Genomic DNA, 13915 nt, shown 5'->3' with positions numbered 1-13915 from the left:
GTCATGGCCACACAATCGGTGCATCATGTTCCTGCATGTTCAGGACCCTGGGGGGTGGAGGTTTGACAACCAATCGGGCTAAAGCGACACATCCCCATGCCTTGACCGAACTGTGCGAGGAGGGCGGCCGCCTGTACGCGAATGCCCTGCGCACAGGGCGTATCGCGCGCGCCGACGCGGAAGAGGCCCCGTGTCTGATGGAGTTCGCCCTTCTGCATCCCGATCCGGACGACGCCACCTGGCTGCGTCCGGTTCCCCCCTCGGTCGCCCTGGCCCGGCGGCTGAACCCGATAGAGCGTGAGATATCCGAGCGCAGGCGGCTGTCGACCACTCTGGCCGAAACCTTCGAGCCGTTCATGGCCCTCAGCGCCCAGGCGACCGCGCCCACGCATTCGATCACGGTGCTGGAGGGCCTGGACCGGATCAACGCGGCGCTCGACCTGGCCACCGCACAGTGCCAGAGCGAGATGCTCACGGTCCAGCCGAGCGGCCACCGGCCCGAACGCCGGCTCATCGAGGGCCTGGAGCGGGACCGGCCGCTGATCGAGCGCGGGGTGCGCATCCGCACGCTGTACCAGCACACCGCCCGCTACAGCCCCGAACGCCTCGCCTACGTCGACCAGTTCACCGACGGCAAGGCCGAGTACCGCACCATCGACGAACTGGTCGAGCGGCTCATCATCTGCGACGAGGCGGTCGCCTTCATCCCCATCAGCGACGACCGCCAGGTCGCCCTGGAGCTGCGCCACCCGGGCCTGGTGAGCTATCTGGTGAAGGTCTTCGAGTTCATGTGGGGCCGCGCGGTGCCGCTCCAGGCGGGCACTCCCTACGAGACCGACCCGGACGGCATCACGGACATCCAGCACTCCATCGCCAAACTCCTGGTGGAGGGCCATGTCGACGAGGCCATAGCCCGGCGGCTGGGCATGAACGTACGCACCTGCCGGGCTCACATAGCCAAGCTGGCCACGGCCCTCGGCAGCGGCAGCCGGGCCCAGCTCGGCTATCTGATCGCCAAGTCGGGGATCCTGAGCCAGGGCGAACCACTGCCGTCGGAGGGCTCCGGGCCCCCACCGCCGCCGTGAGGCCCTACCCGGCGCCTCGGCGGCCGTCTCAGAGGCCGGCGGGGGACTCGGGGGCGCCGGGCGCGGTGAGGGGCATCAACTGGGGGGTGCGGGACGGGCCGTCCAGGCCCGCCTGCGCGATACGGACGCCCAGCTGGGTCCGGCTGGCCGCCCCCAGGGTCTCGGAGAGCCGGGCGATATGGGCGCGGCAGGTGCGCACACTGATGCCGAGCCGCTCGGCGACCGCCGCGTCCTGGTGACCCTCGGCCAGCAGCGCCGCGATCGAGCGCTCCCGGTGGGTGATGCCGTCGATACCGGTCTCCGGCAGCGGTGAGGTGAGCGGGATCGCCAGCCGCCACAGCCGCTCGAAGACGGTCACCAGATAGTCGATCAGGGCCGGGTGGCGCAGCTCCAGCGCGATGGTGCGGTCGGTGTTCGCCGGGACGAAGGCCACCGTGCGGTCGAAGAGGATCAGCCGTTCGGGCACCTCGTCCAGGGTGCGCGCCTCGGCCGCGTCGCCCATCAGCTCCATGTAGGTGTGCAGCCCCTGGCCGTGCCGGGCGACATGGGTGTACAGATCGCGCATCCGGACGCCCCGGCGCCGCATTTCCAGGGCCCGGTGCAGGCCCTCGGAGAGTTCGTCCTCGCGGCGGATGCCGCCCGGCTGTACGGTCAGCACCTCACGGGTGCACCGCTCGGTCGCCTCGTCCATGGCGGCCCGGATCCGCGGCAGCCCGTCCAGCACCCGGATCGCCACGCCCTCCGGGGAGCCCTGCTCACGGCCGCCCAGCCCGGCGTACCACTCCACCGCGGCCACCGCCGCCCCGACCCGTGCCCGGCTCGCGCTGACCTCCTCGTGGACCCCGCGCAGCAGCCTGGTCATGACCTCCTGCGGGGAGGTCGGCACCAGCCAGTCCATGTCGTCGGGGTCCGGGTGCAGCAGCGCGAGTTCCAGCAGGCAGGGCACCGCAGCGGCGTCGGCGCGGGGCACCCGGCCCCGGCGCACCGCACGGGAGTACACGCGGTTCCCGGACTCGCAGAGCCGGTCAGCGCCGTGCGGATGCGCGTCCGTCCCGTGCCCGGCCATCTTCCACCCCTGGCTCCCACTCCCGGTTCCGGCGTCCTGAGCGCCTTCGCAGCGCAACTATGCGCGGACCGGCCCGCCTCCGCAACAAGGCTCGGCCCTTCCGGCGCCCGCTCCCTCCGGGAACGTCCGGGATTCTCCCTCCCTCCGGAAGTTCCGATTGCACCCAGGTGACGGGGGCCCGTCACCACGGGCCCGTACCGGCTACTTCAGGCCGATCGCCGTGCAGTCCGCCTTGAACTCGGGGGTGCAGATGTCCTGGACGGTGTAGATGCTGTCCTGGATCACGGTGTCCCGGATGTTGGCCTTGGTGAGCGCGACCACCGGCACCAGCATCGACGGGATCCGCTTCTCGGTCGGGCTGTCGACCTTGTCCCGGGTCAGCGCGTCGAACTCGATCGAGCGGCCCTGGACCTTGGCGACCGCCATCTCCGCGGCGTTGTTCGCCTCTTCGGGGTACGACTTGTAGACGCTCATGTACTGCTCGCCGGAGACGATCCGCTGCACGGCGTCCAGCGAGGCGTCCTGCCCGGTCACCGGCGGCAGCTTGGCGGCGCCCGCCGCCTTCAGCTCCTCGATGACCGCGCCGGCCATGCCGTCGTTGGCGGAGTAGACGCCCGCGATGTTGCCCAGTCCGACCGCACGGATCGCCTCGGCCATGTTCGCCTTGGCGTTCTCCGGCTTCCAGTCCTTGGTGTCGTAGGACTTGACGATGTTGACCTTGCCCTGGAGCTCGCCGAGCGCGCCCGCCTTGAACTGGGCCGCGTTGGGGTCGGTGACCGAGCCGTTCATCATGACGACCTTGGCGGTCTCCGCCTTGCTGCCGAGCGCGTCCACCAGGGCGCGGCCCTGCACCTGGCCGACCAGCTCGTTGTCGAAGGAGATGTACGCGTCGATCGGTCCCTGCGCGAGCCGGTCGTAGGCGATGACCGGGATGCCCGCGTCCTTGGCCTTCTGCACGCCGGGCGCGATGGACTTGGCGTCCACCGGGTCCACCAGCAGGACGTCCACCTTGTCGGCGACCATCTGGTCGAGCTGCTCGCTCTGCTTGGCCGCGTCCGCGTTGGCGTTGGCGTAGACGACCTTGCCCTTGTCGTGGGTGAGGGAGCGCACCTGGTCCCGGATGATCGGGTAGTCGAACTTGTCGTACCTCGGGTTCTCCTTCTCCGGCAGGAGGAGACCCACTGTGATGTCGTCGCCCTTCTTCGGAGAGGCGGAGCTGCTGCCCCCGCCGACTCCGTCGACGACCCCGCACGCGGCGAGGGAGACGGCCGCCGGTGCGGCGGCCAGGGCTATGGCGATTCGACGCACAGCGGTCCTGCGGGTGGTACGAGCGTTCACATCAGACCTTCCGGGCGGGGGAGCAGCATTGCGACCCAGGTGGCTGAAAGCCAACGCGGCAACGGTGGGCAGCGTCAAGAAGTACCGGTTAACGAGATGGCAACAGCATCCCCGTGGAAGTCAAGTGAAAACCAAGAGGGTCTTGTGCGGCGCCCGTTTCCAAACCCCCGCCGGATGGAGATTCCACCCCCGGCCTGCGCGGGCTCCGCGCCCGGCGCTCCGTCAACTCGCTGGGCAGGCAGGGGCGTTCAGCGATGCCTGCAAACGTGATCCGCGTCACTTCCGCGTCGGGGCGGGGGCATACGGAAGGGCCCGGAGCCGTTTCCGGCCTCCGGGCCCTTCCCTGTCCACGCGACCGCGCGTCAGTCGTTCAGCTGCCGCTTGGGCCGCCACACCACCAGCGCGCTGGTCTGCTGCACCTCCTGGTACGGCACCAGGTCGCGACGGTACGAGGCGTGCACCGCGGCCTCGCGCTGACGCATCGTCGCCGCCGCGCCCTCCAGCGCGTCCTGGAGCTCCGCCATCCGGGACTGGAGCGCGGCGACCTGGTTCTCCAGCTCGATGATGCGCTTGATCCCGGCCAGGTTGATGCCCTCGTCCTGCGACAACTGCTGCACCTGGCGGAGCAGTTCGATGTCGCGGGCCGAGTAGCGGCGGCCCCGGCCCGCGGTGCGGTCCGGGGACACCAGCCCGAGGCGGTCGTACTGGCGCAGCGTCTGTGGGTGCAGTCCGGAGAGCTGGGCCGCCACCGAGATGACATAGACCGGGGTGTCCTCGGTCAGTTCGTACGGGTTGCGTCGACGGCCGTCCATCGCCTCATGCTCCCTTCGCGGCCTGGAACAACTCCGCTCGCGGGTCCTCTTCCGAGGTGGCCTCGCGATAGGCCTCCAGTGCGTCGCGGGCCTTGCCCGAGACGTCCTGGGGGACCGCCACCTCCACGGTGACCAGCAGGTCGCCCCGGGTGCCGTCCTTGCGGACCGCGCCCTTGCCGCGGGCACGCATGGTGCGCCCGTTCGGCGTGCCCGGGGGTAGCTTCAGGGTGACCGGGGACCCGCCCAGGGTGGGCACCCGGATGTCGGCGCCGAGCGCCGCCTCCGCGAACGTCACCGGCACGGTCACCGTCAGATTGTCGTCCTTGCGGCCGAAGACCGGATGCGCGTTGACATGCACGACGACATACAGGTCGCCGGCCGGGCCGCCCCGCTCACCGGGCGCGCCCTTGCCGCGCAGCCGGATGCGCTGCCCGTCGGAGACACCCGCGGGGATGCGCACCTGCATCGTCCGGGAGGACTTCGCCCGGCCGCTGCCCTTGCAGACCTCGCAGGGCTCCTCCGCGATCAGACCGCGGCCCTTGCAGTCGGGGCAGGGGTCGGTCAGCGAGAAGCCGCCGCCCGAACCCCGTGCCACCTGCCCGGTGCCGACGCAGGTCGGGCACACCCGGGGGGTGCCGTTCTTGTCGCCGGTGCCCGAGCAGGCCTTGCAGGGCGCCTGGGAGGACATGCGCAGCGGTACGGTCGCGCCGTCCACCGCCTCCATGAAGCTCAGCGTGACCTCGGACTCGATGTCCTGGCCGCGCCTCGGCTGCGTGCGCGTGCCCGCGCCGCCGCCGCGGTTGAACAGGCCCCCGAAGACGTCACCGATGCCCCCGCCGAAGTTCCCTCCGGCGCCGGCCTGGCCGCCGAAGAGGTCGCCGAGGTCGAAGTTGAACGAGCCGCCGCCCGCCCCGGGTCCGGGGCGGAAGCCCCCGTTGCCGAAGAGGGTGCGGGCCTCGTCGTACTCCTTGCGCTTCTTGGGGTCCCCGAGGATGTCGTTGGCCTCGGAGATCTCCTTGAAACGCTCCTCCGCCCTGGCGTTGCCCTTGTTGGCGTCCGGGTGGAACTCGCGGGCGAGCTTCCGGTACGCCTTCTTGATCTCGGCCTCGGTGGCGTCCTTGGGGACGCCGAGGACCTTGTAGTAGTCCTTCTCGATGAAGTCCTTGGTGCTCATCCCCGACGCCCCTCCTTCCCTGTGCGTCCGTGGTGTACGTCAGCCCTCGTCCGGGCCACCGTTCTCCTTGTCGTCGCCCGCCTCGGTCGTCTCCTCGGCCTTGACCGTCTGCGCCCCGGGCTGCGGCTCGGCCACCGCCACCCGCGCGGGGCGGATGGTGCGCTCGCCGAAGCGATACCCGGGCTGGAGAATCGCCACGCACGTCGTCTCGGTGACGTCCGGCGCGTAGCTGTGCATCAGGGCCTCGTGGATCGTCGGATCGAAGGGCTCACCCTCCTTGCCGAACTGCTGGAGGCCCAGCTTCGCGGCGACGGTCTCCAGCGACTCGCCGACGGACTTGAAGCCGCCGACCAGCTCGCCGTGTTCCCGTGCGCGGCCGATGTCGTCGAGCACGGGCAGGAGCTCGGTCAGGAGGTTCGCGATGGCGATCTCCTTGACCGTGGTCCGGTCGCGCTCGACCCGGCGGCGGTAGTTCTGGTACTCGGCCTGGAGGCGCTGGAGGTCCGCCGTGCGCTCACCGAGCGCCGTACGCACCTGGTCCAGCTGGGCCACCAGACCGGCGTCCTGTGCGCTTGCGTCCCCTGCCGGGGCCGCCGCCTCCTCCGAGGAGGGGGCGGCGGCCTTCGGCTCGGCGTCCTCAGGGGTGGCGCCGGAGGGGACGTCGGGCTTCTCCTCGAAGCCCGGGGTCTCCTCCGTCACGCGGCACCGTCCTTGCGCTCGTCGTCCACGATCTCGGCGTCGACCACGTCGTCCTCGGCCTTGGGCTGCTCGGCGCCGCCCGCGGCGGCCTGGGAGGCCTGGGCGTCGGCGTAGAGGGCCTGGCCCAGCTTCTGGGAGACGGCCGTGACCTTCTCCGTGGCGGAGCGGATCTCGGCGGTGTTGTCGCCCTCGGCGGACTCGCCCTTGAGCGCTTCCTTCAGCTCGGCGACGGCACCCTCGACCTCGGTCTTGATGTCGCCCGGGACCTTGTCCTCGTTGTCCTTGAGGAACTTCTCGGTCTGGTAGACGAGCTGCTCGCCCTGGTTGCGGGTCTCGGCGGCCTCGCGGCGGCGGTGGTCCTCCTCCGCGTACTGCTCGGCCTCCTGGCGCATCCGGTCGACCTCGTCCTTCGGCAGCGAGGAGCCGCCGGTGACGGTCATCTTCTGCTCCTTGCCCGTGCCCAGGTCCTTGGCGGTCACGTGCATGATGCCGTTGGCGTCGATGTCGAAGGACACCTCGATCTGCGGGACGCCGCGCGGCGCCGGGGGCAGACCGGTCAGCTCGAACATGCCGAGCTTCTTGTTGTACGCCGCGATCTCGCGCTCGCCCTGGTAGACCTGGATCTGCACGGACGGCTGGTTGTCCTCGGCCGTGGTGAAGATCTCCGAACGCTTCGTCGGGATCGTGGTGTTGCGCTCGATCAGCTTGGTCATGATGCCGCCCTTGGTCTCGATACCGAGGGACAGCGGGGTGACGTCGAGCAGCAGGACGTCCTTGACCTCGCCCTTGAGGACACCGGCCTGGAGCGAGGCGCCGATGGCGACGACCTCGTCCGGGTTGACGCCCTTGTTGGCCTCCTTGCCGCCGGTCAGCTCCTTGACGAGCTCGGCCACGGCGGGCATACGGGTGGAGCCACCGACGAGGACGACGTGGTCGATCTCGTTGATGGAGATGCCGGCGTCCTTGATGACGTTGTGGAACGGCGTCTTGCAGCGCTCCAGCAGGTCCGCGGTCAGCTGCTGGAACTGGGCGCGGGTGAGCTTCTCGTCCAGGTGCAGCGGGCCCTCGGCGGACGCCGTGATGTACGGCAGGTTGATCGAGGTCTCGGTGGACGAGGACAGCTCGATCTTGGCCTTCTCGGCGGCCTCGCGGAGGCGCTGGAGGGCCATCTTGTCCTTGGACAGGTCCACGCCGTGGCCGGACTGGAACTGCTTGACCAGGTAGTCCACGACGCGCTGGTCCCAGTCGTCGCCGCCGAGGTGGTTGTCACCGTTGGTGGCCTTCACCTCGACGACACCGTCGCCGATCTCCAGCAGGGACACGTCGAAGGTGCCGCCGCCGAGGTCGAAGACGAGGATCGTCTGGTCGTCCTTGTCGAGGCCGTAGGCCAGGGCGGCCGCGGTCGGCTCGTTGACGATGCGCAGGACGTTCAGGCCCGCGATCTCGCCGGCCTCCTTCGTCGCCTGGCGCTCGGAGTCGTTGAAGTACGCGGGGACGGTGATGACCGCGTCGGTCACCTTCTCGCCCAGGTAGGACTCCGCGTCGCGCTTCAGCTTCTGCAGGATGAAGGCGCTCATCTGCTGCGGGTTGAACTGCTTCCCGTCGAGCTCGATCTTCCAGTCCGTGCCCATGTGGCGCTTCACGGAACGGATGGTCCGGTCCACGTTCGTGACCGCCTGGCGCTTGGCGACCTCGCCGACCAGCACCTCACCGTTCTTCGCGAAGGCGACGACGGACGGCGTGGTCCTGGCACCCTCGGCGTTGGTGATGACGGTGGGCTCGCCGCCCTCCAGAACGCTGACGACGGAGTTAGTCGTGCCCAGGTCGATGCCGACCGCACGTGCCATTTTTGATTCCTCCAGCTGACTTGAGTGGAACAGGCTCAAGGATGCACGAGGGATCGCACGACGTCAACAGACCTGAGTCAACCTCACTCAACTTTTGTCCGGCGATGCTCGGCAATACCGAAGAAACCGCAGGTGAGAGCCGTAAGCAGGACGTCGGCGAGGCGTCGGTGGGGTGCGCTCAGACCGTCGTTCCGGGGCCCTGAAGCACCCGCACCAGCCTGGTCACCTGCCCGTCGATCTCCCGGGCACACGCGTACAGCTCATGGTGCGGCCTGCCCCAGGGATCCGCGATGTCGTCCTCCTCCGGCGCGACCGCGGCGACCCGGCCCCGCCGGGCGGCCACCGCCGCCACCGCGGCGGCGGCACCCCCCGGCGGCACCTCCGCCCCGGCCGCCAGCCGCAGGAACTCCTTCAGGGTGAAGCAGCGCCGCAGTGCCGCCGGGACGAGCCGCACGGCCGCCTCCCGGTGCTCGCGCGCGAGCCCCAGGACCAGGGCGGCGTCCGCGACCAGCGGCGCGGCGAGCGGCCGGGACGCGAAGTCCGCGCCGTCGCCGCCCAGTTCCTCCAGCACCCTCCGGGTGGCACCGTCCATCCCGGCCCGGTGCCACGCCTCGGTGCCCGCGCTCCCGGACCGCACCGCGGAACCGGGCCCCAGCCGTGCGGCCAGCAGCCGCTCGGCCAGCGCCGAGCGGTACACATTGCCCGTGCAGACGAACAGCACCCCGGTCATGCCCCGCCGCCCCCGCTCAACTCCCGTCCGCCCCCCGGGCCGCCGGGGGCGCGCCGGACCCGGCCGCGGGGCCGGTGGAGGCGCGGGGCGCGGGCAGTTCGCCGTAGTTCCCGTAGGCGCCGTAGCGGTCGCCCTTCGGGGCCGGGGCCATGTTGAAGACGGTGCCCAGGACCCGTACGCCCACCCGCTCCAGCGACTCGGCGGCCGTGCGGAGCTGGTGGCGGCTGGTGCGGCCCGCGCGGACGACGAGCAGCGCGCCCTGGGTCAGCGAGGCGAGTCCGACGGTGTCGGCGACCGGCAGCAGCGGCGCCGTGTCCACGATCACCACCTCGTACAGGTCCGCCAGCTCCCGCAGCACCTCCTCCATGCGTGCCGAGGCGAGCAGTTCGGTGGGGTTCGGCGGGACGGCCCCGCTGGTGAGCACGGCGAGGCGGCCCTCGGCCTCCTGCATCACGTCCTCGATCCGGGCCTGCCCGATCAGGACCGTGGTCAGACCGGCGTCCTTGACCAGGCCGAAGTGCCCGGCCACACAGGGGCGGCGCAGGTCGCCGTCGACCAGGCAGGTGGAGACCCCGGCCTCGGCCAGCGAGCAGGCGAGGTTCACCGCGGTGTTGGTCTTGCCCTCGCCGGGCACCGAACTGGTCACCGCGATGATCCGCGGCCGGTCGTCGACCTGCGCGAACTGGAGGTTGGTGCGCAGCTTGCGAAAGGCCTCGGCGCGCTTGGAGTGCACGTCGGCGCTGAGCAGCGGCTGCCGGACGGCGTTCTTGTCGTAAGGGATGCTGCCGAGGCCCGGCAGTCCGGTGAACTCCCCCAGCGCCTCGCCCGACTTGAGCGTGGTGTCGAGGTTCTCGCGGACGGCGACGAGCCCGGCGCCCAGCAGCAGACCGGCCAGCACCCCGGCGGCCAGGTTGAGCAGCGGGCGCGGCGCGACCGGGGCCGTCGGGGGAACGGCCTCCTGGGTGACGCTCAGCGAGACGGGGGAGTCGGGCGCCTCGGCCCGGGCATGCCGTCCGGAGCGCGGGGAGACGGCGGCGCGCCGGGGCGTCTCCAGCCGCTCGACGACCTCGCCGAACCGGTCGGCGACCGCGTTGGCGATCCGCGCCGCGCGCTGGGGGGCGGTGTCCCGGACGGTGATGTCGATGAGGACGGTGTTGAGCGGGGCGCTGGCGGTGAGCCGCGACGCCAGTTGCTCGGGCGTGGTGTGCAGACGCAGCTTCTTCACCACGGACGCGGTCACCTGACGGGTCGTCACGATCGCGGCGTAGGACTGCACCCGCGCCTGCGAGAAGCTCTGCCCCTGGTTGAGCTGGGCCGTGTCGTCGCCGGTGCGGGTGGCGACGAAGAGCTGGGTCCGGGCCTCGTAGACGGGCCTGCTCAGACAGGTCGCGGCGACCGACGCCCCGATCGCGAGCACCAGGCAGACCACGAGGGTAGGCCAACGCCTGCCCAGAGCCTTCAGGAATCCGTGGAGATCCAAGCTGCACCCCTCATAGAACCAAGGGAACCGCCCGTATTGAGGCGCTATGTTCCCTGTGCGCACAGCCGAAGATAGGCACTCGCGCGCACCAACCGGGGGAGGCACCGCCCGCCGGGCCGCCGAACGGCCCCCGGCGGCATATTCCGCCCGTCACTCCATCGGCACGAGGGCTTGGGCCATTGAGGAGCAACCGCTCCCCCATCCGGTGACTTCTGGGCATCAGCAGGTCCGTCGGGATCAAATGTCCCATTTATTCGATGTATCCAGATCATGCACCACGGCCGACGCAGCAGCCGCCTGGCCCGGACCGACCTAGAGGAGAGTGAACACGATGACGCCATCCCCCGGACGGCGGCGCGCCCTGGCATCCGCAGCAACGGCTGCTGTGCTCGTGGCCGCACCGCTGGTAGGAGCAGGGACCGCCCATGCGCAGTACCCCCCGCCGCCGCCCACCCTGACCCTCAGCAGGACCGTGGTGCCCGAAGGAGGCCGGGTGACCTTCCACGGCACCGGTTTCTTCCCCCAGCGGTTCGTCCTGGCCGAGCTGTTCAGCCGTCCGGTCGATCTCGGCCGCTTCCGGGTCCACCTCAACGGGACGGTGGACGGGACCGTGACCATCCCGCGCAGGACCCGCCTCGGGCTGCACGTCTTCCGGCTCGTCGAGCGCAACCCCTTCCGCAGCGCCTCCGCCACACTCCGGGTGGTGCGCGGGGTCGGCCGCCCCGGCTTCCCCGGTGACGGGCGCCACCACGGCCGCCACGACCGGAACGGGGACGGCCGCAACGGCGCCCCCGGGCAGCGCGCGGGCCTCGCGGCCACCGGCAGCGAGAAGACCCTGGCCCTCGGCGGGACCGCGGCGGGTCTGATCGCGGCGGGCGGCGGCACGCTGCTGGCCGTGCGCCGTCGCCGCAGTTCATGACCGAACAGGACACGCGTACCGCGGCACCACGGCGTCCCGGCCCCGGCCGGGACGCCGTCCCCGTGCCCGGGTCCGGCCGCCCGGGCACGGGGGCCCGGGTCCGCCGTCGCGCGCTCCGGGCCGCCCTGCTGACCGCCGCCGCGCTCCCGGTGGGCACCGCCCTCTGGATCGGTGTCACCGGGGTCCTCGCCCGCTCCGAGATGCTCGCCGCCCAGCGGGACCTGGACGGACTGCGGCACCCGGCGGCCGCCGACCGGACGCCCGGCACCGCGCGGGAGCAGCTGGCGGCCGTGCGGTCCGCGGCCCGGCACGCCGCCCGGGCGCACCGCCTGACCGGCGGCCCCGCCTGGTACGCGGCGGCCCTGCTGCCGGTGGCGGGCGACCCGGTCCGCACCGTGCGCGGAGCGGCCCGCGCGGCCGACCGGCTGACCGGGCAGGTGCTCACCCCGCTGGCGGACGCCCTCCCGGCGGCCGCCCCGGACGGCCGCGGCGGAGCCCTGGCCGAGGCCCTCACGGCACTGCGGCGCTCGGCCCCCCGGCTGGTGCGGGCCGCGGGCGTCGCCGACGAGGTGCGGGCCGAGGTGCACCGGCTGCCCGCGGCCACCTGGCTGCCCGCCGCGGACCGGGCCCGGGCCGGGCTCTCCCGGCAGCTGGACCGCCTGGCGCCGGTGCTGACCGATGTCTCGGTGGCGGCCCGGGTCCTGCCGCCCATGCTCGGCGTCCAGGGGGAACGGCACTACTTCCTCGCCTTCCAGAACATCGCCGAGGCGCGCGGCACCGGGGGCGTGCCCGGGGCCTTCGCCGTGCTGCGGGCCGACCGGGGCCGACTGTCCTTCGAACGCTTCGGCAACAACACCGAGATGACCGCGGCGGGCGCGGACCCGGGACTCGGTGCCGAGTTCGCCGCCCGCTACCGGGGCGCCGACCCCACCACGGTGTGGGCCAACTCCAACATGAGCCCGCACTTCCCCTACGCGGCCCGCATCTGGTCGGCCGCCTGGCAGCGGCACACCGGGGAGCGGGTGGACGGGGTGATCGCCCTCGATCCGGTCGCCCTCAGCCGCTTCCTCGGGGCCACCGGCCCCGCCCGGACGGCCGACGGCACCGTGCTGACCGCGCAGAACGTCGTGGACCTCACCGAGCGCACCAGCTACGCGGTCTACGGCGACCAGACCAGGCGCAAGGCGTTCTTCGTGGAGGCGGCGCGCGCGGCGGCCGCCCGGCTGATGTCCGCGGCCGACGACGGCCGGACGCTGCCGGGGCTGCTGCTCGCCGCGTACGGCGCCGAGCGGGACGGACGGCTGAAGGTGTTCAGCGCCCACGCCGAGGAGGAGCGGCTGCTCGCGTCCCGCCCGTACGGCGGTGTCCTCCCGGACGCCCCGGGCCCCTTCGCGGGCCTGGTGGTGAACAACGCGGCGGGCTCCAAGCTGGACTACTACCTCGACCGGAGCCTGCTCTGGGACGCGCGGGGGGACGACTGCTCCGGCGGCGGCCACCCGGTCACCGTCACGGTGACCCTGGCCAACCGGGCGCCCGCCGGGCTGCCCGGCTATGTCACGCTCCGGGAGGACGCCCCGCCGTACCGCACCCGGCCCGGCGACAACCGGCTGCTGGTCTCCTACTACGCGTCGGCCGGGGCCCTGCTCGCCGGTGCCGAGCTGGACGGCCGCCCGGCCCTGCTCTCCTCCGGCACCGAGCGCGGGCACGCCGTGTTCACCCTGGACCTGGAGCTGCCCGCCCGCTCCCGGCGCACCCTGGTGCTGCATCTGCTGGAACCCCGCGCCGACCACACCCCGGTGCTGCTGCGCCAGCCGCTGGTGACACCCCTGCGGGCGGTCCTGAAACCGGGAGGTACCTGCCGTGCGTGACCGCCTGACACCCGTCCTGACCGGGGCGGCCCTGCTGGCGGGGGCGCTGCCGCTGGTGTCCTGCGCCGCCGGGGACACCGCCCGCGCCCGTCCCCCGGCGCCCGCGGCGGGGGCGCCCGCCGCGCACCGGCACCGGGCCGAGCGGCTGCGGGTCAGGGTGCTGGAGGTGCTCCCGCACGACCCCGCGGCCTTCACCGAGGGACTGGAGATGGCGGGGCGCACCCTCTACGAGGGCACCGGGATCTCCGGCGGCTCCTGGGTGCAGGCGGGGCCCCCGGGCCGGCCGCCCCGGGCGCGGGCGGCGCTGCCCGGGCCCCTGTTCGGCGAGGGGATCACCGTGCTCGGCCGGACACTGTGGCAGCTCACCTGGCGGGACCACCTCGCCGTGGAACGCGATGCGGCCACCCTGAAGGAGCTGCGCCGGGTCCGGTATCCGGGCGAGGGCTGGGGGATGTGCTTCCAGAGGGATCGCGGCCTGCTGGTGACCAGCGACGGCTCGGCCCGGCTGGCGTTGCGGGACCCGGGCTCGCTCGTGGAGCGGGGCGGGGTGACGGTCACCGAGGACGGCACCCCGGTGACCCGGCTGAACGAGCTGGAGTGCGTGGGCTCCGCGGTGTACGCCAATGTGTACGACACCGACCGCATCGTGCGGATCGACTCCGCCACCGGCGCGGTGACCGCGGACATCGACGCCTCGGGCCTTGCGGGCAAGGACCCGCTGCCCCCCGGAGCGGTGCTCAACGGGATCGCGGCCGTTCCCGGGACGGACCAGTTTCTCGTCACGGGGAAGTACTGGCCCAGAATGTTCCGTGTGACGTTCGCTCCGGCGGCCGGTGCGGGGGCCCCGGGCGCCTGAACCGGCGGGCGGGGCCACAGCGACGCAGATCACCGCTCACG

Annotated in this window: 12 protein-coding genes; 4 read left to right on the top strand and 8 right to left on the bottom strand. The window is 72.3% G+C overall.

Annotation, left to right across the window (positions count from 1 at the left end):
- Positions 1 to 35 precede the first annotated feature (35 nt).
- Positions 36 to 1085, top strand: a complete 1050-nt coding sequence (locus ACIHAA_RS23245; protein ID WP_399820142.1) for a helix-turn-helix transcriptional regulator — start codon at positions 36 to 38, stop codon at positions 1083 to 1085.
- A 28-nt stretch (positions 1086 to 1113) separates the two neighbouring features.
- Here ACIHAA_RS23245 and ACIHAA_RS23240 read toward each other — a convergent pair whose 3' ends face one another.
- From ACIHAA_RS23240 to ACIHAA_RS23205, 8 genes are all read right to left on the bottom strand, one after another.
- A complete protein-coding gene (locus ACIHAA_RS23240) occupies positions 1114 to 2151 on the bottom strand; it encodes a LuxR C-terminal-related transcriptional regulator (RefSeq protein WP_399820140.1) in 1038 nt (345 codons plus the stop codon).
- Between the two features lie 201 nt (positions 2152 to 2352).
- Entirely contained in the window at positions 2353 to 3459 is a 1107-nt protein-coding gene (locus ACIHAA_RS23235) for a sugar ABC transporter substrate-binding protein (RefSeq protein ID WP_399820138.1), read from the bottom strand.
- 392 nt (positions 3460 to 3851) lie between these two features.
- Positions 3852 to 4301 carry a heat shock protein transcriptional repressor HspR gene (locus ACIHAA_RS23230; RefSeq protein WP_399820136.1) on the bottom strand — a complete coding sequence of 150 codons (450 nt, stop codon included), beginning with the start codon at positions 4299 to 4301 and terminating at the stop codon, positions 3852 to 3854.
- 4 nt (positions 4302 to 4305) lie between these two features.
- Positions 4306 to 5475, bottom strand: coding sequence for a molecular chaperone DnaJ (gene dnaJ, locus ACIHAA_RS23225; protein WP_399820135.1), 1170 nt, complete (start codon positions 5473 to 5475; stop codon positions 4306 to 4308).
- 39 nt (positions 5476 to 5514) lie between these two features.
- On the bottom strand, positions 5515 to 6174 hold the full coding sequence (grpE, locus tag ACIHAA_RS23220; protein WP_399820133.1) for a nucleotide exchange factor GrpE: 660 nt from the start codon (positions 6172 to 6174) through the stop codon (positions 5515 to 5517).
- Positions 6171 to 8021, bottom strand: a complete 1851-nt coding sequence (gene dnaK, locus ACIHAA_RS23215) for a molecular chaperone DnaK (protein ID WP_399820131.1) — start codon at positions 8019 to 8021, stop codon at positions 6171 to 6173. The genes grpE and dnaK overlap by 4 nt, the downstream gene beginning before the upstream one ends.
- 178 nt (positions 8022 to 8199) lie before the next feature.
- On the bottom strand, positions 8200 to 8751 hold the full coding sequence (locus tag ACIHAA_RS23210; RefSeq protein WP_399820129.1) for a low molecular weight phosphatase family protein: 552 nt from the start codon (positions 8749 to 8751) through the stop codon (positions 8200 to 8202).
- A gap of 16 nt (positions 8752 to 8767) precedes the next feature.
- Positions 8768 to 10231 carry a polysaccharide biosynthesis tyrosine autokinase gene (locus tag ACIHAA_RS23205; RefSeq protein ID WP_399820127.1) on the bottom strand — a complete coding sequence of 488 codons (1464 nt, stop codon included), beginning with the start codon at positions 10229 to 10231 and terminating at the stop codon, positions 8768 to 8770.
- Between the two features lie 331 nt (positions 10232 to 10562).
- On the opposite strand from ACIHAA_RS23205, the gene ACIHAA_RS23200 reads away from it, so the two are divergent.
- Genes ACIHAA_RS23200 through ACIHAA_RS23190 form a run of 3 tightly spaced genes read left to right on the top strand, consistent with a single transcriptional unit; the run spans position 10563 to position 13874 of the window.
- Positions 10563 to 11150: a hypothetical protein gene (locus ACIHAA_RS23200; RefSeq protein WP_399820126.1), complete on the top strand. Its 588-nt coding sequence runs from the start codon at positions 10563 to 10565 to the stop codon at positions 11148 to 11150.
- Positions 11147 to 13018 carry a DUF4012 domain-containing protein gene (locus ACIHAA_RS23195; protein ID WP_399820124.1) on the top strand — a complete coding sequence of 624 codons (1872 nt, stop codon included), beginning with the start codon at positions 11147 to 11149 and terminating at the stop codon, positions 13016 to 13018. Before ACIHAA_RS23200 ends, ACIHAA_RS23195 begins: the two co-directional genes overlap by 4 nt.
- A complete protein-coding gene (locus ACIHAA_RS23190; RefSeq protein WP_399820122.1) occupies positions 13011 to 13874 on the top strand; it encodes a glutaminyl-peptide cyclotransferase in 864 nt (287 codons plus the stop codon). The genes ACIHAA_RS23195 and ACIHAA_RS23190 overlap by 8 nt, the downstream gene beginning before the upstream one ends.
- Positions 13875 to 13915 lie beyond the last annotated feature (41 nt).

The sequence above is a fragment of the Streptomyces sp. NPDC052040 genome (assembly GCF_044548405.1).
Lineage (GTDB): Bacteria > Actinomycetota > Actinomycetes > Streptomycetales > Streptomycetaceae > Streptomyces.
Note: the sequence above shows the minus strand (reverse complement) of the source record. Positions and strands in the feature narration are given on the sequence as shown.

Coding starts and splice junctions, on each gene's coding strand:
- ACIHAA_RS23245 (WP_399820142.1), top strand. CDS start 36: ATGTTCAGGACCCTGGGGGGTGGAGGTTTGACAACCAATCGGGCTAAA.
- ACIHAA_RS23240 (WP_399820140.1), bottom strand. CDS start 2,151: ATGGCCGGGCACGGGACGGACGCGCATCCGCACGGCGCTGACCGGCTC.
- ACIHAA_RS23230 (WP_399820136.1), bottom strand. CDS start 4,301: ATGGACGGCCGTCGACGCAACCCGTACGAACTGACCGAGGACACCCCG.
- dnaJ (WP_399820135.1), bottom strand. CDS start 5,475: ATGAGCACCAAGGACTTCATCGAGAAGGACTACTACAAGGTCCTCGGC.
- dnaK (WP_399820131.1), bottom strand. CDS start 8,021: ATGGCACGTGCGGTCGGCATCGACCTGGGCACGACTAACTCCGTCGTC.
- ACIHAA_RS23210 (WP_399820129.1), bottom strand. CDS start 8,751: ATGACCGGGGTGCTGTTCGTCTGCACGGGCAATGTGTACCGCTCGGCG.
- ACIHAA_RS23200 (WP_399820126.1), top strand. CDS start 10,563: ATGACGCCATCCCCCGGACGGCGGCGCGCCCTGGCATCCGCAGCAACG.
- ACIHAA_RS23195 (WP_399820124.1), top strand. CDS start 11,147: ATGACCGAACAGGACACGCGTACCGCGGCACCACGGCGTCCCGGCCCC.